Origin of the sequence: Erwinia endophytica (assembly GCF_009295515.1) — a bacterium.
Lineage (GTDB): Bacteria > Pseudomonadota > Gammaproteobacteria > Enterobacterales > Enterobacteriaceae > Erwinia > Erwinia endophytica.
The window spans coordinates 363,300-384,382 of the sequence record NZ_RQVV01000011.1; the positions used below are offsets into that span (position 1 = coordinate 363,300).

The 21,083-nt window shown below is 51.5% G+C and carries 23 protein-coding genes and 1 pseudogene; 23 read left to right on the forward strand and 1 reads right to left on the reverse strand.

Annotated features, from left to right (window positions below; translation table 11 throughout):
- The first annotated feature begins 10 nt into the window (after positions 1 to 10).
- The 13 genes from mltG to EH228_RS04120 all read left to right on the forward strand — a co-directional run bounded on the left by mltG (position 11) and on the right by EH228_RS04120 (position 12,310).
- Positions 11 to 1,030: an endolytic transglycosylase MltG gene (gene mltG / locus EH228_RS04060; protein ID WP_152320388.1), complete on the forward strand. Its 1,020-nt coding sequence runs from the start codon at positions 11 to 13 to the stop codon at positions 1,028 to 1,030.
- Positions 1,020 to 1,652 (forward strand): dTMP kinase, encoded by a 633-nt coding sequence (gene tmk, locus EH228_RS04065; protein ID WP_152320389.1) that lies wholly within the window; start codon positions 1,020 to 1,022, stop codon positions 1,650 to 1,652. The genes mltG and tmk overlap by 11 nt, the downstream gene beginning before the upstream one ends.
- Positions 1,649 to 2,647 carry a DNA polymerase III subunit delta' gene (gene holB, locus EH228_RS04070; protein ID WP_152320390.1) on the forward strand — a complete coding sequence of 333 codons (999 nt, stop codon included), beginning with the start codon at positions 1,649 to 1,651 and terminating at the stop codon, positions 2,645 to 2,647. The genes tmk and holB overlap by 4 nt, the downstream gene beginning before the upstream one ends.
- A gap of 9 nt (positions 2,648 to 2,656) precedes the next feature.
- Positions 2,657 to 3,448, forward strand: coding sequence for a metal-dependent hydrolase (locus EH228_RS04075; RefSeq protein ID WP_152320391.1), 792 nt, complete (start codon positions 2,657 to 2,659; stop codon positions 3,446 to 3,448).
- A 300-nt stretch (positions 3,449 to 3,748) separates the two neighbouring features.
- Positions 3,749 to 5,182, forward strand: coding sequence for a PTS glucose transporter subunit IIBC (gene ptsG, locus EH228_RS04080; RefSeq protein ID WP_152320392.1), 1,434 nt, complete (start codon positions 3,749 to 3,751; stop codon positions 5,180 to 5,182).
- Positions 5,183 to 5,471: 289 nt separating this feature from the next.
- Positions 5,472 to 5,822, forward strand: coding sequence for a purine nucleoside phosphoramidase (gene hinT, locus EH228_RS04085; protein WP_152320393.1), 351 nt, complete (start codon positions 5,472 to 5,474; stop codon positions 5,820 to 5,822).
- Between the two features lie 26 nt (positions 5,823 to 5,848).
- Positions 5,849 to 6,220: a YcfL family putative periplasmic lipoprotein gene (locus EH228_RS04090; RefSeq protein ID WP_152320394.1), complete on the forward strand. Its 372-nt coding sequence runs from the start codon at positions 5,849 to 5,851 to the stop codon at positions 6,218 to 6,220.
- 11 nt (positions 6,221 to 6,231) lie between these two features.
- Complete coding sequence (lpoB, locus tag EH228_RS04095; RefSeq protein ID WP_152320395.1) at positions 6,232 to 6,831, forward strand: penicillin-binding protein activator LpoB; 600 nt, start codon at positions 6,232 to 6,234, stop codon at positions 6,829 to 6,831.
- The gene (gene thiK, locus EH228_RS04100) at positions 6,791 to 7,660 is read left to right on the forward strand and encodes a thiamine kinase (RefSeq protein WP_240116217.1); all 870 of its coding nucleotides are present in this window, start codon (positions 6,791 to 6,793) and stop codon (positions 7,658 to 7,660) included. Before lpoB ends, thiK begins: the two co-directional genes overlap by 41 nt.
- Before the next feature lie 12 nt (positions 7,661 to 7,672).
- Positions 7,673 to 8,695 carry a beta-N-acetylhexosaminidase gene (nagZ, locus tag EH228_RS04105; RefSeq protein WP_152320396.1) on the forward strand — a complete coding sequence of 341 codons (1,023 nt, stop codon included), beginning with the start codon at positions 7,673 to 7,675 and terminating at the stop codon, positions 8,693 to 8,695.
- A 24-nt stretch (positions 8,696 to 8,719) separates the two neighbouring features.
- Positions 8,720 to 9,262 carry an alpha/beta hydrolase YcfP gene (ycfP, locus tag EH228_RS04110; protein ID WP_152320397.1) on the forward strand — a complete coding sequence of 181 codons (543 nt, stop codon included), beginning with the start codon at positions 8,720 to 8,722 and terminating at the stop codon, positions 9,260 to 9,262.
- Positions 9,263 to 10,151: 889 nt separating this feature from the next.
- Positions 10,152 to 11,456, forward strand: coding sequence for an NAD(P)/FAD-dependent oxidoreductase (locus tag EH228_RS04115; RefSeq protein ID WP_152320398.1), 1,305 nt, complete (start codon positions 10,152 to 10,154; stop codon positions 11,454 to 11,456).
- 314 nt (positions 11,457 to 11,770) lie between these two features.
- Positions 11,771 to 12,310 carry a glycine zipper 2TM domain-containing protein gene (locus tag EH228_RS04120; protein WP_152320399.1) on the forward strand — a complete coding sequence of 180 codons (540 nt, stop codon included), beginning with the start codon at positions 11,771 to 11,773 and terminating at the stop codon, positions 12,308 to 12,310.
- Positions 12,311 to 12,576: 266 nt separating this feature from the next.
- Here the strand turns inward: EH228_RS04120 and EH228_RS20780 are convergent.
- Positions 12,577 to 12,732, reverse strand: a pseudogene (locus EH228_RS20780) (transposase); the annotation flags it as partial.
- A gap of 222 nt (positions 12,733 to 12,954) precedes the next feature.
- Here EH228_RS20780 and EH228_RS04130 point away from each other — a divergent pair.
- From EH228_RS04130 to EH228_RS04175, 10 genes are all read left to right on the forward strand, one after another.
- Positions 12,955 to 13,596 (forward strand): tyrosine-type DNA invertase, encoded by a 642-nt coding sequence (locus EH228_RS04130; protein WP_152320400.1) that lies wholly within the window; start codon positions 12,955 to 12,957, stop codon positions 13,594 to 13,596.
- 342 nt (positions 13,597 to 13,938) lie between these two features.
- On the forward strand, positions 13,939 to 14,580 hold the full coding sequence (locus EH228_RS04135; protein WP_152320401.1) for a fimbrial protein: 642 nt from the start codon (positions 13,939 to 13,941) through the stop codon (positions 14,578 to 14,580).
- 81 nt (positions 14,581 to 14,661) lie between these two features.
- Positions 14,662 to 15,246 (forward strand): hypothetical protein, encoded by a 585-nt coding sequence (locus EH228_RS04140; RefSeq protein WP_152320402.1) that lies wholly within the window; start codon positions 14,662 to 14,664, stop codon positions 15,244 to 15,246.
- A gap of 25 nt (positions 15,247 to 15,271) precedes the next feature.
- On the forward strand, positions 15,272 to 16,027 hold the full coding sequence (locus EH228_RS04145) for a fimbrial biogenesis chaperone (protein WP_193323260.1): 756 nt from the start codon (positions 15,272 to 15,274) through the stop codon (positions 16,025 to 16,027).
- A gap of 44 nt (positions 16,028 to 16,071) precedes the next feature.
- The gene (locus EH228_RS04150) at positions 16,072 to 16,716 is read left to right on the forward strand and encodes a fimbrial protein (RefSeq protein ID WP_152320404.1); all 645 of its coding nucleotides are present in this window, start codon (positions 16,072 to 16,074) and stop codon (positions 16,714 to 16,716) included.
- A gap of 8 nt (positions 16,717 to 16,724) precedes the next feature.
- Positions 16,725 to 17,435, forward strand: a complete 711-nt coding sequence (locus tag EH228_RS04155; protein WP_152320405.1) for a hypothetical protein — start codon at positions 16,725 to 16,727, stop codon at positions 17,433 to 17,435.
- Between the two features lie 89 nt (positions 17,436 to 17,524).
- A complete protein-coding gene (locus EH228_RS04160) occupies positions 17,525 to 18,214 on the forward strand; it encodes a fimbrial protein (protein ID WP_152320406.1) in 690 nt (229 codons plus the stop codon).
- A gap of 14 nt (positions 18,215 to 18,228) precedes the next feature.
- Complete coding sequence (locus EH228_RS04165) at positions 18,229 to 18,966, forward strand: hypothetical protein (protein WP_152320407.1); 738 nt, start codon at positions 18,229 to 18,231, stop codon at positions 18,964 to 18,966.
- Between the two features lie 52 nt (positions 18,967 to 19,018).
- Positions 19,019 to 19,741, forward strand: a complete 723-nt coding sequence (locus EH228_RS04170; RefSeq protein WP_152320408.1) for a fimbrial biogenesis chaperone — start codon at positions 19,019 to 19,021, stop codon at positions 19,739 to 19,741.
- 478 nt (positions 19,742 to 20,219) lie between these two features.
- Complete coding sequence (locus EH228_RS04175) at positions 20,220 to 21,056, forward strand: fimbrial biogenesis chaperone (RefSeq protein ID WP_193323261.1); 837 nt, start codon at positions 20,220 to 20,222, stop codon at positions 21,054 to 21,056.
- Positions 21,057 to 21,083: the final 27 nt, after the last annotated feature.

The window sequence follows — 21,083 nt, forward strand, 5'->3', positions numbered from 1 at the left end:
AGGGATTTTTATGACAGCAAAAAGAAAAATTTTTACCGGGATCATCGTCCTTGTGGTGGCGGCAGTTTCCTTTAGTTACTGGCAGATCAAACAGTTTGAAACGTCCCCGTTATCGATAGAGAAAGAAACTATCTTCACCCTGCCGCCGGGATCAGGCAGGGGAGCGCTGGAAGCGGAATTAAAGCAGCAGAACATTGTGCCTCGCACTTTTTGGTTTGGCGGTCTGCTACAGTTGGAACCGGAGCTGGCGAAATTCAAGGCGGGAACCTATCGTTTCAAACCCGGTATGACGGTCCGCCAGATGCTGGAACTGCTGGTCAGTGGTAAAGAGGCGCAGTTTCCGTTGCGTTTCGTGGAAGGCACCAAAATGAAGGAGTGGCTGAGCGAGCTGCGTGCCGCACCGTATATCAAACATACTCTGGCAGATGATAAGCTGACGACGGTCGCCGCGGCGTTGAATTTACAGGAACCAGAGGTTGAGGGCGGATTCTATCCTGATACCTATTCCTACACGGCGAATACCACCGATGTGGCGATCCTCAAACGCGCGCATGAGCGGATGATGAAACTGGTCGATACGCTCTGGCAGAATAAAATGGTCGATTTACCTTATAAAGATAAGAACGATTTGGTCACGATGGCGTCGATCGTGGAAAAAGAGACGTCGCTGAGTGATGAGCGCAGTAAGGTCGCTTCAGTATTTATTAATCGCTTGCGTCTTGGAATGCGGCTGCAAACTGATCCGACGGTAATTTACGGTATGGGTGATAGCTACAAAGGCACGCTGACACGCAAGGATCTTGAGACGCCAACTGCGTATAACACTTATGTGATTAACGGCTTGCCGCCGGGGCCGATTGCGATGCCGGGTAAGGCCTCTCTGGAAGCTGCCGCGCAGCCGTCAAAGACAGATTTTCTCTATTTTGTGGCCGATGGTAAAGGTGGGCATACTTTCACGACCAACCTCGCCAGCCATAACAAAGCGGTGCAGGCATGGCGTTTGGCGCTGAAGGAAAAAAATGGACAGTAAATTTATTGTCATTGAAGGCCTGGAAGGCGCGGGTAAAACCACCGCACGTGATGTGGTTGTCACCACTCTGCGGCAACAGGGGATAACTGACATCGTCTTCACCCGTGAACCGGGAGGAACGCCGCTGGCTGAAAAGCTGCGTGACCTGATCAAGCAGGGTATTGAAGACGAACGGGTGACAGACCAGGCTGAGTTATTGATGCTCTATGCGGCGCGTGTTCAGTTGGTGGAAAACGTTATTAAACCTGCCCTTGCACGAGGCTCCTGGGTAGTCGGTGATCGCCATGATCTTTCTTCGCAGGCTTACCAGGGCGGAGGACGTGGTATGGATGTCGCCCTGATGAAGCAGTTAAAGCAGAGCGTGCTGGGCGACTTTGCGCCGGATATGACCCTGTATCTTGACGTTACGCCAGAAATCGGGCTACGGCGTGCCAGAGCCAGGGGCGAGCTGGATCGCATTGAGCAAGAGTCGCTGAACTTCTTTATTCGTACGCGAGAACGTTACCTGGCACTGGCCGCCAGCGACGATCGGATCAAAACCATTGACGCTACGCAGTCCATTGAACAGGTATCGCAGGCAATCAGCCGGACGCTGGTGCAATGGCTGCAGGAACAGCGATGATCTGGTATCCGTGGCTGAATCAACCTTACCGGCATATTATCGGACAGCACCAGGCGGGACGTGGTCACCATGCGCTGCTGGTGCAGGCGTTGCCCGGCATGGGCGATGCGTCGTTGATGTGGGGAGTCAGTCGCTGGCTGATGTGCCAGCAACGGGATGGGCTGAAAAGCTGCGGCGAGTGCCACGCTTGCCAGTTGATGCAGGCGCATACTCATCCTGACTGGTATGCATTGGAAGTGGAAAAGGGGAAAAGTTCACTGGGTATTGATGCTGTACGCAGCGTGACCGAAAAACTCTATCATCATGCACAGCAGGGTGGGGCAAAGGTAGTCTGGTTGGCTGATGCGGCGCAACTGACGGAGGCGGCAGCCAATGCGTTATTAAAAACCCTGGAGGAACCGCCGCAAAAGACCTGGTTTTTGTTGAGTTGCCAGCAACCGTCACAATTACTGGCGACGCTACGCAGTCGCTGTCTGAATTTTCATCTGTCCCCCCCTGATGAAAGGGTCAGTCTGGCATGGTTGCAAAAGCAGATGAGGGTGACAGAACAGGATGGTCTCAGCGCGTTACGTCTTTGTGGCGGCGCACCGGCGGCGGCACAGTGGTTACTGGAAGATAAAGTCTGGACGGCCCGGCAGACGCTTTGCCACGCCCTGCCTGCTGCGTTGCGTGGCGATATGCTTTCTTTGCTGACCGTCCTCAACCATGACGATGTGGTGCAACGTTGCGGCTGGTTGTGTGCTCTGCTGGTCGATGCTCTGAAGTGGCAGCAAGGCGGCAGTCAGTTTATTGCCAATATTGACCAGCAACCGCTGATCGCCGACATGGCGATGCAACTGTCTGCCCGGGTACTGGATGAAAGCGTACGCCAATGGATGACCTGCCGTGATCGGTTACTGAAGGTGGTTGCCGTTAACCGTGAATTATTACTGACCGATCAGTTGCTGCATTGGGAGCAAATGTTGTCTCGCCGGCAGTCTGGATTGATGAATTAGAGAGTCATTATGTTTTTAGTGGATTCACATTGCCATCTTGATGGCCTGGATTATGAAAATTTGCACCAGGACGTCAGCGATGTACTGGCGAAAGCCGCCGCGCGCGACGTTAAATTTATGCTGGCCGTCGCGACGACACTGCCAGGTTATCAAACGATGGTCCAGTTGATTGGCGATCGCCCCAATGTGGCATTTTCTTGCGGCGTTCACCCGCTGAATCAGGAGCAGCCTTACGACTTTTCTGAACTGCGCCAGCTGGCTGCCGACGAGCGTGTGGTGGCGATGGGTGAAACGGGCCTCGATTACTATTATCAGCAAGAGACTAAAGCACAGCAGCAGGCCTCGTTTCGTGAACATATTCGTATTGGTCGCGATCTGAAGAAACCGGTGATTGTTCATACACGTGATGCGCGTGAAGATACACTGGCTATCCTCAGGGAAGAGCAGGTTGAAGGGTGTGGCGGCGTGTTGCATTGCTTCACCGAAGATCGCGAAACCGCTGAGAAACTGCTGGATATGGGGTTTTATATCTCTTTCTCCGGCATAGTGACTTTCCGCAATGCGGAGACGATCCGCGAGGCAGCGCGTTATGTGCCGTTGGATCGTATTCTGCTTGAGACTGACTCACCTTATCTGGCCCCTGTACCTTACCGGGGTAAAGAGAATCAGCCAGCATATACCCGTGATGTTGCCGAATACATGGCGGTTCTCAAAGGCGTAAGCATTGAACAATTGGCTGAAACCACCACGGAAAATTTCTCCCGATTGTTTCATGTGCCGCTTTCTCGTCTCACCGACTGAACGTTGATTTTTTAGCGCGTTTAGCGCCGAATGCGTCATTTTAAGCAGTAAAGAACAGCGCCCAAACATGGGCGCTGCGGTTTGTTGTTGTTAAAAAATAGTCGTACCCAGATTAAAATCGCCTCGGCTCATGGGATGTCGCTGGAAACTTGATAACCATCAAATCAGGAAATAATTATTTATTTTACAGTTCAAAATAAATATCGATAGTGTCAAATTACGCCATAAATAACGAGATATCACGGCGTTATTTGCGTCATGCGCGAAAAAAAACACGCATATTCAGGAGTTATACATACCATGTTTAAAAATGCTTTTGCCAACCTGCAGAAGGTGGGTAAATCGTTGATGCTACCGGTTTCAGTTCTGCCGATAGCCGGTATTCTACTGGGCGTTGGCTCAGCGAATTTCAGCTGGTTGCCTGCGGTGGTTTCTCATGTGATGGCTGAGTCTGGCGGTTCCGTCTTTGCCAATATGCCGCTGATCTTCGCTATTGGCGTGGCGTTAGGATTTACCAATAATGACGGTGTTTCTGCGCTGGCGGCAGTCGTGGCATATGGCATCATGGTGAAAACCATGGCGGTCGTGGCGCCTCTGGTACTACATATCCCTGTTGGCGAGATAGAAGCGAAGCACCTGGCCGATACCGGGGTACTGGGCGGGATCATTGCGGGTTCGGTTGCGGCGTATATGTTCAACCGCTTCTACCGTATCAAACTGCCGGAATATCTCGGCTTTTTTGCAGGTAAGCGTTTTGTACCGATTATTTCTGGTTTCACTGCCATTTTTATCGGCGTGGTACTCTCCTTTATCTGGCCACCGGTTGGTTCTGCCATTCAGGATTTTTCTCAGTGGGCAGCCTATCAAAATCCGGTGGTGGCTTTTGGTCTTTACGGCCTGATCGAGCGCTCGCTGGTGCCATTTGGTCTGCACCATATCTGGAACGTGCCATTCCAGATGCAAATTGGTGAGTTTACCAATGCTGCGGGGCAGGTCTTCCACGGTGATATCCCTCGTTATATGGCGGGTGACCCAACTGCCGGTAAACTTTCTGGCGGCTTCCTGTTCAAAATGTACGGTTTGCCAGCGGCGGCTATTGCCATTTGGCATTCAGCCAGGCCAGAGAACCGGGCGAAAGTAGGGGGGATCATGATCTCTGCCGCGCTGACGTCATTCCTGACCGGGATAACCGAACCGATTGAGTTCTCGTTCATGTTCGTGGCGCCGATCCTCTACGTTATACACATCCTGCTGGCTGGACTGGCTTTTCCCATCTGTATTTTGCTCGACATGCGTAACGGCATCAGCTTCTCGCATGGATTGATCGACTTCGTGGTTCTGAGCGGTAACAGCAGCAGAATCTGGCTGTTCCCAGTGGTGGGGATGTTCTACGCTCTGATTTACTACACGGTGTTCCGCGTGTTGATCAGCAAACTGAATCTGAAAACACCGGGTCGTGAAGATAATCGCGCCGAACAGTCAGCCGCTGCGTCAAATGAAATGGCCGCTCATTTGGTGGCGGCGTTTGGGGGAAAAGAGAACATCACTAACCTTGATGCCTGCATCACCCGTTTGCGCGTCAGTGTGGACGATGTGTCTAAGGTTGATCAGACCAGACTGAAACAGTTGGGGGCTGCGGGTGTGGTGATTGCCGGCTCTGGCGTTCAGGCTATTTTTGGCACTAAATCTGATAACTTGAAAACCGATATGGACGATTATATTCGTAACATGTAACGGTTAGCTATAGCGCTGGAGGGGGGTGAAAGCCGCCCTTTTTTTATCCTCCTAAAGACGCAGTGAAGAAGGAGAAGAGGGGGAGCGCGATAGTCTGAAGAAAAAAGCGATGTCGATATATTCCGGGGCCGCAGCCTTCGATGATACAGGCGTTTTGGCCCATCGATTGGTTGTAAAATCGCCAACCCAATATGATCAGGCAAAGAAAAGACACTGGAAGGTTGAAAGAAAACAAATATCTCGCTCATACTGCGATGACTTAACTCGCCTAACTGCAGGATCTTAAACCATGGCTGAAGAAACCATTTTCAGTAAAATTATCCGTCGTGAAATTCCGGCTGATATTGTGTACCAGGATGAGCTGGTGACCGCCTTTCGTGATATCTCGCCAAAAGCGCCAACCCATATTTTGGTGGTGCCTAATCTTTTGATCCCTACGGCTAATGATACCGTAGCGGGTCATGAGGCAGCGCTGGGACGGATGATTGTGGTGGCGGCAAAAATCGCTAAAGCCGAAGGCATTGCAGAAGATGGCTATCGCTTGATAATCAACTGTAATAAGCATGGTGGGCAGGAGGTGTATCATATCCACCTGCATCTGGTTGGCGGACGTCCTTTGGGGCCGATGCTGGCGGGTTGAATGCCTCGTTAATGCGGACATTATTTATGAAACGGACAATCGCAACGGCGATGGTGATTCTGGCATTTTTGAGCGGTTGTAGCAGCGATCGCACCGTCATCAATACCTCGCAATCTCTGGTGATGGAGTCGTCAGTGTTGTCAGCGGGGATTACCACCGATGAGCCGGTGATGTCAGAACATGATGGACAGCAGCGGGCTTCTGCGGAGCTGTTCAACCAGCAGGGAGCCTCCGTCACCGTGCATTACCGTTTTTACTGGTACGATGACAAAGGGCTGGAAATTCTGCCCTTTGAACGACCACGTCAGGTCAGTGTTCCTGCTCACGCTAAAGTTGAAATATCATCGCAAACGGGTAACCTGACGGCCAGTAAAGTCCGGCTGTACCTTTATCTTTAGGAGATTATGGTGTGGAAAGGAAGGTAACAAAGCTCTCTGGCATCATATCACTGGCGTTGCTTCTCAGTGGATGTATCAGTGAATCACAGCAGCAACACCAGCAACCCGCTCCGGTGGAACCGGCTCAGCCGACTCAGCCGGTTCCACCGCCAGCGCAGCCGCAGCCGAGCGAGACCGTGCCGCAGCCGCCTAAAATGCAATCCATTAACTGGGACGCCAGTGTCACTCCGTTGGTGACACAGATGTTACAAACTGATGGTATCGCCGCTGGCAGTGTTCTGTTGGTGGATGGGGTGAAAAACAGCACCAATGGTAGCCTGCAAAGATCGAAAGCGACGGCTGCCCTGCACAAGGCGTTGCAGAACAATACGCAATTTAAAGTCGTGCCGCCTGGTCAACTGGCGACGGCGAAGCAGGCTTTGGGGCTATCGGCTGAAGATAGTCTGGGATCGCGCAGTAAAGCGGTCGGCCTGGCTCGTTATGTTGGCGCTCAGTATGTGCTGTACAGCAATGTTGAAGGTGATATTAAGTCCCCGACATTACAGATGCAGCTGATGCTGGTGCAGACTGGTGAGATCATTTGGTCAGGTAACGGTGCCGTACAGCACTGATCCTCAGCTAAGCCGTTTAATCGCCCGACACTTTCCGGCAGTGAAAATCACTGCTGGTTTTTGTCCGTTGGATGGTCTGACCGGACTAAGCCGAAAAATAGAGCTGGGAGAGGCAACATTGCTTGCCCGTTATCAGCAACCACAGGCTCCCATCCCGGGAGTGGATCGTCGTCGTGAATACCACATTCTGCGTAAGCTTTCCGTCACCGACCTGGCACCAGAGGCTATTGGTTACGCTGATAACTGGCTGCTGCTGCGTTGGCAAGCGGGAGAATGTTTTTCGGAGGCCGCTTTTTTGCAGGAACTGTTGTCGGTAACGGCGCGAGTGGCGCAATTACACCGACAGAAGTTGAGTGGCTACCGTCTGCGATTGTTGCGATTATTGGAGCAATACTGGCAAATTAGCCGGCCGGAAAGGCGGCGTTGCCGTTGGTTGCGCGCGTTGCGTCGGTTACAGCAGCAAGGAGAACCTCAGCCTTTGCGGTTGTCCTTGCTGCATATGGATATTCATCCAGGCAATATTATCCGCGGTCAGGATGGTTTAACGCTGATTGACTGGGAATATGCCAGTGACGGCGATGTGGCGCTGGAGTTGGCGGCAATCGTACTCGGTAATCATCTTAACGATACGCAGCAGCAACAGATGATTGAGTATTACGCCACGTTGCAGAAACTGGACGCCATGCTGCTGAAGCGGCAAATGTTGCGCTGGCGGCCATGGCTGAAGCTGTTGATCGCCAATTGGTATGAATTGCGCTGGCAGCGAGGGGGGGAAGTGCTATTTTACACGTTGGCAGAACAAGCCTGGCAGCGGGTGTTATCAGAATAAAGAGAGGCAAGTGTGGGACCGGTAATGTTAGACGTGCTCGGCTACGAGCTGGATGCGGAAGAACGTGAAATTTTGCAGCACCCGCTGGTGGGCGGTTTGATCCTGTTTACCCGCAATTATCACGATCCAGAGCAACTTGCCGAATTGGTGCGACAAATTCGTGTGGCCTCGCGACACCGGCTGGTCGTGGCGGTCGATCAGGAAGGAGGACGCGTACAGCGTTTCCGGGAGGGTTTTACCCGCTTGCCAGCTATGCAGTCTTTTTTCGCGCTGAACAGCGCCGCTGAAGCTGGTGTACTGGCCCATCAGGCAGGGTGGGTCATGGCGGCTGAAATGATCAGCATGGATATTGATATCAGCTTTGCGCCTGTGCTGGATATTGGCCATGGCAGCGCGGCTATCGGTGAACGCAGCTTCCATGAAGATCCTGCCATCGCGTTGCAAATGGCCCGCCATTTTATTAACGGTATGCATCAGGCTGGAATGAAAACGACCGGTAAACATTTTCCCGGACATGGCGCGGTCAGTGCGGATTCGCATAAAGAGACCCCACGTGATAACCGGAGTGAGGCTGACATTCGCCAGCATGATATGCACATTTTTCAGCAATTGATTAATGAAAATGCGCTGGATGCCATTATGCCCGCACACGTTATCTATACTGAAATGGATGCCAGACCGGCTAGCGGTTCATCTTACTGGCTGAAAACGGTGCTGCGCAATGAGCTGGGCTTCGACGGGGTCATTTTTTCGGATGACTTGTCGATGGAAGGCGCGGCGATAATGGGGAGCTACGCTGAGCGTGGTCAGGCCTCGCTGGACGCAGGCTGCGATATGATCCTGGTCTGTAATAATCGCCAGGGAGCGATAAGCGTGCTGGATAATCTGTCACCGATCAATGCTGAGCGAGTGACCCGGTTGTATCATCAAGGTACATTTACCCGCCAGCAACTGCTTGCATCTTCACGCTGGAAAGAAGCCAACCAGGCGTTGACTGGGTTGCAGACACGCTGGCTGGAGCATAAAGGCCGTTGACGGCGATCAACTGAGAGGATAGCGATGATCATCTATCTGCATGGTTTTGATTCAACCAGTCCGGGTAATCACGAAAAGGTGCTCCAGTTGCAGTTTATCGACCCGGATGTGCGGTTGCTCAGCTATAGTACCTTACACCCGAAACACGATATGCAGTACTTGCTTAATGAGACGGATAAACTCTTGCGCAGTACCCATGATGAGTGTCCGCTGATTTGTGGCGTTGGTCTGGGGGGCTTTTGGGCGGAGCGGATTGGTTTTCTGAGTGATATTCGCCAGGTGATTTTCAATCCTAATCTTTGGCCGGAAGAGAATATGCCTGGCAAGATTGACCGCCCGGAAGAGTATGTCGATATCGCCACCAAGTGTGTCAGTCATTTTCGTGATAAAAACCGTGATCGCTGCCTGGTTATTCTCTCGCGCCATGATGAAATGTTGGATGTTCAGCGTTCGGTTGCGGCGCTGGACCCATTCTATGAGATTGTCTGGGATGAGGTAGAGGGGCATAAGTTTAAGAATATTTCTTCTCATCTTCAACGTATTAAAGCGTTCAAAACGCTGGGATAAGCGGGCTGATTATATCGGCCTGCGCTCAATCCGAATGACCCGGGTCGCGGTGAAATAGCGGGAAGTCTGCCTGGGTCATGTGGCGATTGTGCATGAAGGTCAGATACTGATTGAAGCGCACTCACATAGTGATCGTCATAACGACCCAGGTGAATAGTGTGGGTTGTTTTTTTATTCATGAATGAGTTTTTTAAATACCTCCGATATAAATTGTAGACACCACCATAAATCCCCAGAACCAGGTCTTTTCTGAAAGCCTTTTTGACAGGATGGCAGTGGAGTAAATAAGAAAATTGAGAGAATGCATGGTATCCGAACAGGTTATTTATAAGTTTTATAATGATGATGTTATTTATACGAATGGTAAGGATATAACATTAAGGGGGTTTTTAGGGTGGTGAAGATGAAGGGATATTAAGGAGGGGCAGGGTGATAATTCTGACGAGGAATATGTCTTTTACTGAGATAATAATAGTAAATATATCTCTCTGTCTTGATATTATTTTACTGATTTTAATTCTGATATTGATTTTATATTGAATGATTTTTCCCGTTAATATGGCTGAACGCAGTCAGTGCGTCCCTGCCTGGCCTGTGGCGCAGAGAGTGAGCGGGTGCAGTGAGGGACGCGTTGTCGCGCCCTGCAAATTTCTACTTTTTCAGTTGAGTCAGGCCAGTAAATGAGGGGCAATTACACGCTGTAGAGAATGAATAACTGACAGTGAATCAGGACGCTGAAGAACGTTGATTCAGATCACTTTTAACAGGACTGATGATTTCCGGCGTGGTATTCTGCCAGCTGATAGCGAATTAACTCGCCAACCCTATGTTAATTAAGGATGTTTTTTAACTTTAAATTAACGATTAATTCACATTTTAAGGGGGTCATTTGACTACGCAAATGAAGAAGATTGTTATTGTTGGTGGGGGAGCTGGTGGACTGGAGCTGGCGACTCAATTGGGTCATAAATTGGGACGTAAGAAGAAAGCGGAAATCATCCTGGTGGATCGCGATTCTACCCACCTGTGGAAACCGCTGCTACATGAGGTAGCAACCGGATCGCTGGACGAAGGGATCGATGCCCTGAGTTATCTGGCTCACGCCCGTAATCATCACTTCCAGTTCCAGCTGGGTACGCTGACTGATATCAATCGTGAAGAGAAAAGGTTACAACTGGCTGAAATTCGCGACGCACAAGGCGAGCTGCTGGTGCCTGAGCGCGAGCTGGCGTACGACACGTTAGTGATGGCGTTAGGCAGTACCTCTAACGACTTCGGTACGCCGGGCGTGAAGGACCACTGTATTTTCCTCGACAATCCCCATCAGGCCCGTCGTTTCCACAATGAAATGCTTAACCTGTTCCTGAAGTTTTCAGCCAATGCTGACCCCCAGGGAAAAGTGAATATCGCTATTGTTGGGGGGGGCGCTACCGGGGTTGAGCTCTCTGCCGAGCTGCATAACGCGGTAAAACAACTACACAGTTATGGTTACAAAGGTCTGGATAATTTGGCGCTGAATGTCACCCTGGTGGAAGCGGGAGAGCGAATCCTGCCTGCGCTGCCGCCGCGCATTTCTACCGCGGCACATCAGGAACTCACCAAGCTGGGCGTCCGTGTGCTGACTCAGACGATGGTGACCAGCGCGGATGAAAACGGTTTACACACCAAGTCTGGTGAGTTTATCAATGCTGAGTTGATGGTCTGGGCTGCCGGAATTAAGGCGCCGGACTTTATGAAAGAGATTGGCGGCCTGGAAACCAACCGTATCAATCAATTGATGGTTGAGCCGACACTGCAGACCACGCGTGATGCGGATATCTATGCTATTGGCGATTGTGCTTCCTGCGCGCTTCCTTCAGGTGGGTTTGTACCGCCACGCGCCCAGTCGGCCCATCAGATGGCCTCGTTGGTGCTGCACAACATCCTGGCCGGGATGAAAGGGCAAAAGCTGAAAGACTATGTCTACAAAGATTACGGCTCGCTGGTATCACTCTCCCGTTTTAGTACCGTGGGCAGTTTGATGGGCAACCTGATGCGGGGTTCAATGATGGTGGAAGGCCGTATCGCCCGCTTCGTTTATATCTCACTGTATCGCATGCACCAGGTCGCTTTACATGGATATTTCAAAACCGGCCTGATGATGCTGGTGGGCAGCATTAACCGTGTTATCCGTCCAGGGCTTAAGCTGCACTAACATTAAATCTATTTCGTCGAAGCATATTGCTGAAACGGTGATTCTCACAGGCTTATGGTGTCGCTGACATCATAAGCTTTTCTTTTTACCCGCCGTCTCACTCTTGCAATTAAGAAGACTCTTAAAAGCTTTTTCTTATGGTGAGTTATCGCTATTTCGTCCTGTTGTCTTATTGTCACGATGAACCCTGATCCGCAAAATTTAACGCAACACCACCATGGCGCGTCGCGCACGCCAGGTAAGATGCCTCCGCTACGGGAGCCCGGCAGAGGTTAAAATGCGCGGTAACAAGTTCAATTTCAGGAGGACGTCCTGTGAATAAATCAATGTTGGCGGGTATTGGAATTGGCGTGGCAGCCGCTTTGGGTGTTGCTGCTGTAGCGAGTATGAATGTCTTTGATCGCAGTCCGCAGTATGCACAGGTTCTGTCAGTCACACCGATTAAAGAAACGCTCAAAAATCCGCGTCAGGAATGTCGTAACATCACGGTGACTCATCGTCGTCCGGTGCAGGATGAAAACCGTATTGCGGGGTCTGTCCTGGGGGCGGTGGCGGGTGGTGTGCTGGGACACCAGATTGGTGGTGGTCGGGGCCGCAGTGTGGCAACCATAGCTGGCGCGCTGGCGGGGGGATACGGCGGTAACCAGGTGCAGGGCGCGTTGCAAAACAGTGACACTTACACGTCCACTGAGCAACGCTGTCAAACCGTTTACGACAAGCAGGAAAAAATGCTGGGTTATGACGTGACTTATAAAATCGGTGACCAGCAGGGCAAAGTCCGCATGAATAATGATCCCGGTACGCGTATTCCACTGGATCACAACGGTCAACTGGTGCTGAATAATCAGGCCTGAGAGGCTACCAGGCACAACGTCATGCTGGTCAGGGGCCAAAAAACCCCTGGCATATGATTCTGGGTGGATGTCTTGTCTCTAAAGTGACCGTCCCGGCGGTCACTACATTCGATAATAAAACGGCTCATCGCCATGCGTCAGTCTTCATCGGCATTGTCTATTTCCATGCTGAGTCTGGAGCGTCAGCCTCATCACTTTTTTCACTCGTTCGGGAACCTCTTCTGTTTTTTGACCGCTGGTCAGATTACGCTGTTCAGTGATTCAATGTTGATGGCTGCGGGGAAACTTTTCAGCCCGTCCACACCGGTGATGAGGATGTCGGTTTTTCATCTCTGTCAGCACGTTCAGCCAGAACTTTACGCCTTCATTTTCGGCCAGACATATCCTTGCTGTTTTTTCTGACCGTCGATATTGATGTCCAGGAACATGGAAAACTATGGCTGGAGACTGGATGGCTGGGTCATTTTCACCCTGTTGAAGCACAACTGGCACATTACGCTCCCATTAGAAACTGGGGGCAGGCATTCTTAATAAAGAGGATTAAGATTTGTATTGGCCAAAATTTTATATGCGGGATGAAACACCTGGGTGTTTATGTATTTTTCATATTTTACCTGTTTAACGTTTTAACACCGGAAACCACTATGGGACAGCGAAAACATTTAACGCAAAGCGAAGTACAAAGTTTACTGGTATGTGCCCGTCAGGGGGGCAATCCTGAACGGAATTACTGTTTGATCTATATGAGTTTCATTCACGGGTTTCGGGTCAGTGAGGCCTGCCAGTTGCGTCTTTCTGATCTGGATCTAAAGGGGGGGAATCTGCATGTTCAGCGACTGAAGAACGGTTTCAGCACCAATCATCCGTTACTGGGCAATGAAGTTAAAGCGATCCGGGCCTGGCTGAAGGTGCGCCAGAACATGGCAGGCGCGGAGAGTGACTGGCTGTTTTTATCCCGCTATGGCGGCCCATTGACCCGGCAACGGATTTATCAGATTATTAGTAAACTGGGTAAATTAGCCAATATTTCTGTAGTTTCGCATCCGCATATGTTGCGCCATGCCTGTGGTTTTGCGCTGGCCGACCGGGGAGTGGATACCAGGCTGATCCAGGACTATCTGGGGCACCGTAATATCCGCCATACAGTGCGCTATACGGCCAGTAATGCGGAACGTTTCGAGGGCGTGTGGGGTTCAAAAATTAAACAAAAAAGTAGACAATTAGGACCAAACTGTAAAGCTATTATATTCATCTTTTCAAAAAGATCCAATTTAAAATTGGATTAATCCCAAAAAATATAACCATTTGTAAAATATAGATAAAAACGCCCCCATCTTACTAACCTACTGTTTTTTTTCAATCTTCTACAGTATTTCAATCCCCACAATAGCTTCCAAAAATTCTGTTCCCATGGTGTTCATTTTCCTTTTGTGAAGTAAATAATTCCATAATATTTTATAATTTTGGTTTATTTAACCTAAAAAATGAAAATTTTAGGTTAAAAACTCTGATATGTCCCAATGCTTGTCAAAATGGTCCTAATTGGCAACTCTTCGACGCGTCTGAAGGGCCGGTTACGTCCTCCTTCCTGGGGGGGCAAATGAAAAAAAACGTAATGAGACAAAAGTATGAAAAAGCAAATTCTTAATATGACGGCTATGGCAGTTACGGTGATGGGAATGATGGGGGGCATGAGTGCAGCCCACGCCGATCCGGGTAAATCGGCTGCAAGTGTGGAGATGAAGGCAACCGTGGCGAAAACCACCTGTAACGTTGTGGTTAATGATACCCAGGGAGTGTCTACTGTTGTCGCTGATTTTGGCACGTTTGTTCCGGCCGATCTGACTGGCAAAGTAAAAACTTCTCCTTTTGAGTTTTCTAAACCGTTTACAATTTCATTTGCAGACTGCGCAGGCGATTCGGTTGCGCAGGATGGTACTGTTTCGCTTCAGGGGCAGGGGCCGACTGCAGCAGGCTCTTCAAAAACAGCTTACGGTGATGCGGGGACAGACCAAAAGGTGGGCTTTGACCTGTCGCTCACCTGGCAAAATGACGCTTCAAAATCCGATATCACTGCGACAAAGGGTGTTCTCGATCCGAGTCATTCGACTGTAGATATCTACAGGGCTAAAGCCGCTACAACGCCTGGGGACCTTAAAAACGACCTGCCTAACGTAACGGTCACTCCTCGCTTCTTTACATGGAATGCGGCCGATGTGGGCGATGCATCGCTCGACACCACCGTTTCAGTCGCTGTGGTGTACAACTAATCACCTGAATGTGTGAAGGGCAGGATATACAGGGCAGGGATGGACGTCAGGGATGACACCGGAAGGTGAGAGGATTGAGAAATGCTGGAAAAAAAGATCATCAGGTTGTGCGCGGCAGTGATTATGTTGCCCATGGGGCATTCAGCGTTGATGGCTGCGCCGACCACGGTGATGTTAAAGGTGTCCATCAGTTCGCCAACCTGTGACATGCCGATGATTAGCCCATCCTCGCTCCATTTTTCGCCATTTACACCTGAAGATTTTCAACAGAAGAGCATGACGATGCTGGAAAGCCCGCCGGTGGTTCTGTCACTGCGTGGAAAGGGATGTCAGAAGACACCAGTGGTCCTGAACCGACGTTTATTGCTTATGGTTCTCGGTCCTGTCGGTTTAGGCGGTCATGGAGAAGCCTGGGGCGACCGGAATGAAGACCTGGCATGGGGTGTGCGTTTACGTTATCGCTCCTCAGGCTTCCTGAAATACCTGCAGATAGGCCCGAATAATAATCAAATAGAAGTTAACCGGGCACCTGAGAAGCACCATCTGCGACATGCCGGAGAAGATGAGCTGGTCATGCAACCTGAAATTTACTCCTGGGAACACAGCAGGGTGAAACCTGGAAAGAATTTAATGATACCGCTGGTTTTTTCAGTGGTCTATGAATGAAGCAATACCTTACGTGGACGAAAGAATGAGCAGGAAAAATAACAGATACCGGTGGTCAGACTGGATGGTGGTGTGCCTTAAAGGGGTATTTACCAGCGTTGTAGTTCTGGCAGGTGTTGTTGCCGTACCGGCACATGCATTTGTTCTGGGGGGGACGAGGGTCATTATGGAAGAGGGCAAAATATCGACTATCCAGGTGATAAGCAGCCCTCAGGACAATCTCTTGTTGATTAAAGCCCGTGTGGCAAGAGATGTGTCCATGCAGACCAGTGCACCTGAGTTGCTTGTTTCACCTCCTCTATTTCGACTTGATCCTGGGGCGCGTAATCAGTTGCGTCTAACAATGGTCAATCCTGCCGGTCTGCCGCGAGATCGTGAAAGCGTCAGGTATCTCAATGTATCAGGTATTCCGTCATCCAATCCGCTCAGTCCGGACAGGGGGAAGATGCAGGCCGGGATGGTTATAGGGCAGGGGGCGATTATTAAGGTCTTCTGGCGTCCCAAAGGACTTCCTGTCCCCCCGGATACCACCCTGCATGCCCTGCGGGCTCACCGGGTGCCCGCAGGCATAGCGCTGGAAAACCCGACACCGTATTACATCAGTTTCAGCATGTTAACGGCTGACGGTAAATACATGACACCGGCTAAAGACGCCCAGGCCATGCTGGCTCCGTTCAGCAGTCAGGTATACGGCACGGCCAGTGTACAGAAAAAAGAGGTTCAGTGGACGGCTCTTAATGACCTGGGAGCGCCGGTAAAAGGTCAGACGGTGGTGCACTGATAACGTCAGGTGTACACGAATTAGTGTCCCGTGGAGGGCATCAGATGAAAAGAATGAGCGTCGCCATGGCAAAAAGCAGGCGACATGCCGGACCGCTGAGGATACTGGTACTGCTGGCGTTGATGGTTAACGGTTTCCTGACAGGCGCACAGGCAGAAACGAAGCTGACGGTCAAAGGAAATCTGCAGCAGATGAGTTGCGATGTTGAACTTGTCACGCCTGCCAGTATTGCGATGGGCGTCTTCCTGTCGCGTGACTTTCAGGATAATAACGGTACGGCGGCTATCAGTAACATCACCGTTAAAGTCCATAACTGCGAAAATGTGGACCCCAAAAAAGGGTCTGTGGGGTTACAGGTGAGCGGAAGTACGCTTAAGGATAAACCCTATATTTTTAATGATAATTCGGCAGGCGATGCGGGTTTTATGCTTCGCGAAAATGATGTTGCACAGGGACCACATAACCAGGTGCTGGTATGGAATGGCCCTCTGGACACATTTTTTGCGATTGATGAAGCTGTGAAGGACGGCGATGTCACTTTCGGTAATGACGATCTGGATCCGACAGTCCAGGAGGGGGTGTTGCTTAATTACGGTATTGGTTTTGTCGCCGCGTCGCCAGACACGCTGCCGACAGCGTCAACAACGCCGGTCACGGCCTCCCTGACATTCACCTTTAATTACAGATGAGGTGGGCGGTGAAACGAGAAATGACAGTGATAGCGGGTTATCAGCGCCAGGGTGCAGGTCGACGTTGGTTATGTTGGTTATGGTGTTTACCCGGACTTCTGGCGGCAGGTAGCTGTCAGGCGGATAACGGAAAAAATTTTACACTTCCGGTGTCAGCCAGTATCACCAGTGGTACCTGTGAAGTCAGGATGTTCTCTGGCGAGGATGCCCCTGGTACCCCCGATGAGGGAGCCCTGGAACTCGAATCCGACGTGGACTTTTCTGACGCGAATAAACTGGGTGACGAGGGCGGGGTAGCAGGGCGGGGAGTGGGAACGGCCGTGACGCTGAAGTTGTTGTGTCATGGTTCGGCAGTCAGCGGTGCGATACCGGTCATCACCGCAAACGGCACGGCGATTGGTGCCGACGCGGCGGGCTATCTCTTTAAAGGTGATGGACGCTCTGATATCGATCCGCGTGTGGGTGCCATTATCAGCCTCGTTAAGGGGACGGGGGGGGATTTACAGGCATGGAATGCAAGTGAATACATCGCACCTGGCGGGACAATCGAACTGGATGCCATCACAGCAGGAAATAATGCTCAGACACAAAAACTGAGCGCCACACTTTACACGGGTATCTCCTGCGGGGATAAGGCAGCCTGCAACGTGGCCACCGGAGGCCCCCTGAAAACCGGGCTGTTGTACGCACCGGTGACGTTTTCATTTGCATACCGCTAAGCCGGTGCTGATGGCCGGGGCTGGTTCGTTACATACCGTGAAAGTTAAATACTGGAAGTGAAAGTTAAATGTTAACAGAGGAAGGCAGAATGTTAGCCAGAACGAATCACGCTTCACGCTCGGTGAGGTGGTCTCCGGGCATTCTCTGCAGTCTTATTGTCCTGCTGAGCACGTGCGTGTTGCCCTTTTCTCAGGTGCATGCCGCGGACAGTGTAACCCTGACGCTCAACTATACGGTGATTCAGGGTACCTGTTCTGTTTCGGTGGGGAGTAACCAAGACGCCACTGACGGGCAGCTGAATTTCTATGATGTGCAATATGCCTGGAAGAGTACCGACAGCTGGAACCAAATCAGCCTGAAGCCGTTTTACGTGAAGCTCTCTCAGTGCTGGGGGAGTCCCTCTTCGGCAACGCAGCCCATGCTGACCATTACCGGCGCAACGGACACCGCGACGGAGGATTCGGTTAACAGCAGTTTTATGTTTGTTGACAATGCCAAATCCTCATCGACGGGGTTCGGATTTGTGATTTTCAATACTGCGACGAATCCGGTGACGAACAATGCCGTACCGGACATCAACTCATCTGAGTCAGATGCACGTAAATACATCGCGATACCCGGAAAGGGAAAAGGGACGGCTGTCACCAGCGATACGGTTGTGACGCTTTCTGCTGCCGTAACCTGTGGCAGCACCTGCAGTCAGGGCGGTAATGTTAACCCCAATTTGCGCACCGGCAGTATTAATGGTGCCGTAACTTTTAACTTCCTTTATCACTGAGGCGGGAGCGGGACATGATAAGCAAAACAACCATCTCAGTCTTAATGCCCTTCAGAGGGCAGGCCTTCAGTCTGCATGTGATCGTATTACTGTCAGCGATGATATGTAGTGCTGCATCCGGCGCGACCGGGCCAGAGACGCTGAATATGACGGCGAATATGATTCAAACCTCCTGCGATATCACGTTTGTGCAGGGGGAGCAGGCCAACGGAACAGTGGTGAACAGCATTCCCCTCCCTGACACCGATCCGAGCGGTCTGACCAGTAACGGCGGGAGCGGCGGGGACTGCAAAGGTAGCGAGTGCATTGATACGACTCACTCCACGGCGGTTACGCTGAAGCTCAGCGGATGTTTTATCGGGAAGGATGACGTCAAGCCTACCGTGACGCTGACAGGTTTCAATGCCCTGTCGGCTGATGTGCCCTCCACGACTGACCTGGGCTATTTATTCCGCGATGCCGGCGATGCCGGTGGAACGTCGAGAGAGTACGCAATTCTGGTCGGAAAAAAGAAGGCAATGACCTGGTCTGCCGCGGACCTTTATAACAGCAGTGGGGGGCTGCCGGGCGGCACGGCAGCCAACTCGGTGATTGCCCTGACGGGTGGGGCGGGAGTGAATAACGGGAACTCCGGCAACGGTGCCTCGGCTACCGTATGGCTCGCGGTGAGCTGTGCATTTGGTTGTCAGTCGACCAGCGTCAGGTCGGGCTCATTAAATGCCTCCCTGACATTTAACTCCACTTATAAATGAATCAGAGGGCAGTGCACTTTCACGGCAGGTGCACTGGACCCGGGAGATAACTATGAAGCGAATGGCAGGACTACTGGCCGGCATGTTGGCACTGATAATGACCTGCAGCGCCATTGCGGAAGATAACGGCGGCGTCAGTTTTTCACGCAACCGTATTATTTTTCCGGCATCCGAGCGTGCGGTCAGCCTGACGGTAACCAATCACGGTGACAGTGTGTATCTTGTTCAGGCTGGGGTTTCCGGGGAACCGGACAGGCGGACAAAGGCTCCTTTTATTGTGACGCCGCCGCTGTTCCGCCTTGAAGGGCAGGCTGAAAACACCCTGCGCATCATGAGCAGCGGTGGCTCCCTGCCCCGAGACAGGGAGTCCGTGTTTTACTTTACCGGTCTGGTTATCCCGTCAGTGCAGCAGCCGACGGCAGCGGCGGTCGACAGTAAACTGTCTGCCACGCTTTCGGTGTCCATGCGATCCGTGATGAAGCTGTTCTGGCGCCCTTCAGGATTAAAACCTGCGCCGGAAAAGGCACCCGACGAACTGCGTTTTAGCCGCACGCCACAGGGGCTGAGGGTGACCAATCCAACGCCGTACTATCAGTCATTCGCTGAGCTGAGTATTGATGGCGAGGACATTAATCTCGACCAGGCACCTTCGATGGTGGCTCCATTTGGGGACATCACGTTCACGGCAAAAGGTCCGGCGCACAGTGTTACGTGGCGGGTGATGAACGACTATGGCGGAACGACGCTTGTGAAAACGCAGGCTGTGACGCAGTAAGTCCGACTTACAGCCTGCGTGTACATGTCATGTCAGAAAGACAGAGGTAACAGTGCGTCCGCTAAGACAATAAAACAGCAATAAAATTAAAAGAAACGAGAAAAAGAAAAAATAAAAGGAACAAAGAAAGTAAGTGGAAAAAAAGAAAATAAGTCAATGCCGGCAGGTAAGCAATAACGGTTAAACGAACATCAAATAAACAGGAGTCAAAAACAAAAAACAAAAAACAAAAAACAAAAAAGAATTAAAGAAATGAAGGAAAACATAGCAGCGCGGTGATGATGATAAAACAGTAAACAGGATAAACGCGTTGTTATATCTGCCCGGCGCCGGTATATGGCGGGCCATGATAGTTAAAAAATACGCCACGCAGGTGGTGTGCTCTCCTTTTGCCTGAAATCCGTAAAAGGATGCGCTCAGCCTGTATTTCTTCGGGTAACAGATATAAAGCAGACAAACAGATAACAGGATTATGAACGTGACCAAAACTTCCATATTCTGGTGTAAGGCCATCACCACGTCGCTGGTACTGGGCCTGCTGCTGGCACAGGGCGCATCGCCCGCCCTGGCGGGCCAGAAGCCTGCCGGTCCGGTTCGCTATCCGGGATTTGGCCTGGGCGCATCCCGCGTGGTGGTGATGGCAGATGACGCCAGTACCGGGCAGGTCATCGCCATGAACAACTCGGACAGCGTGTACCTGGTGCAGACGCGTATCTGGCCGGCCGACGGCCTGACGGGGTATCCGCTGACCCGTGACGGTGAGAAAAAAACCGCCGTGCCGTTTCTGGTAACGCCCCCCCTTAAGCGCCTGGATTCATGGAGCACCATGCAGCTGCGTATTCTCGTGACGCCGGCTAATAACCTCCCGGCGGACAGGGAGTCGCTCTTCTTCCTGGCCTCTAAGGCTATCCCGTCTGAAGCGCCCGTCACCCCGGCACAATCTGCGGACGGTGCCGCCGGTTCAGCCACGATGTCGATGGCGCTGCAGAGCTTTATCAAATTCTATTACCGCCCGAAGGGCCTGAAGCCACATGCGATTTTTGACGGTGATGTGGCCCCCCGTATTCGCGTAAGCCGCACTGCGGATAACCATCTGCACATCACTAATCCGACGCCGTACTACCTCACCTTTGGCGTGCTGACGGTGGACGGCAAGGCCGTTGGGCCGGAAGCGCGCCGGGCAATGGTCCCTCCGATGGGCGGATATGACTATCCGATGCCGGCGGGTGCTCCTGCCAGAGGCGGCATTGTGAAGTGGCAGTTAATTGATGAATTTGGGCTTGTCACGGATGAACAGCATCAGCCCCTCAGCTAGCCCCCAGGGCATTACGTCGACCCGGCA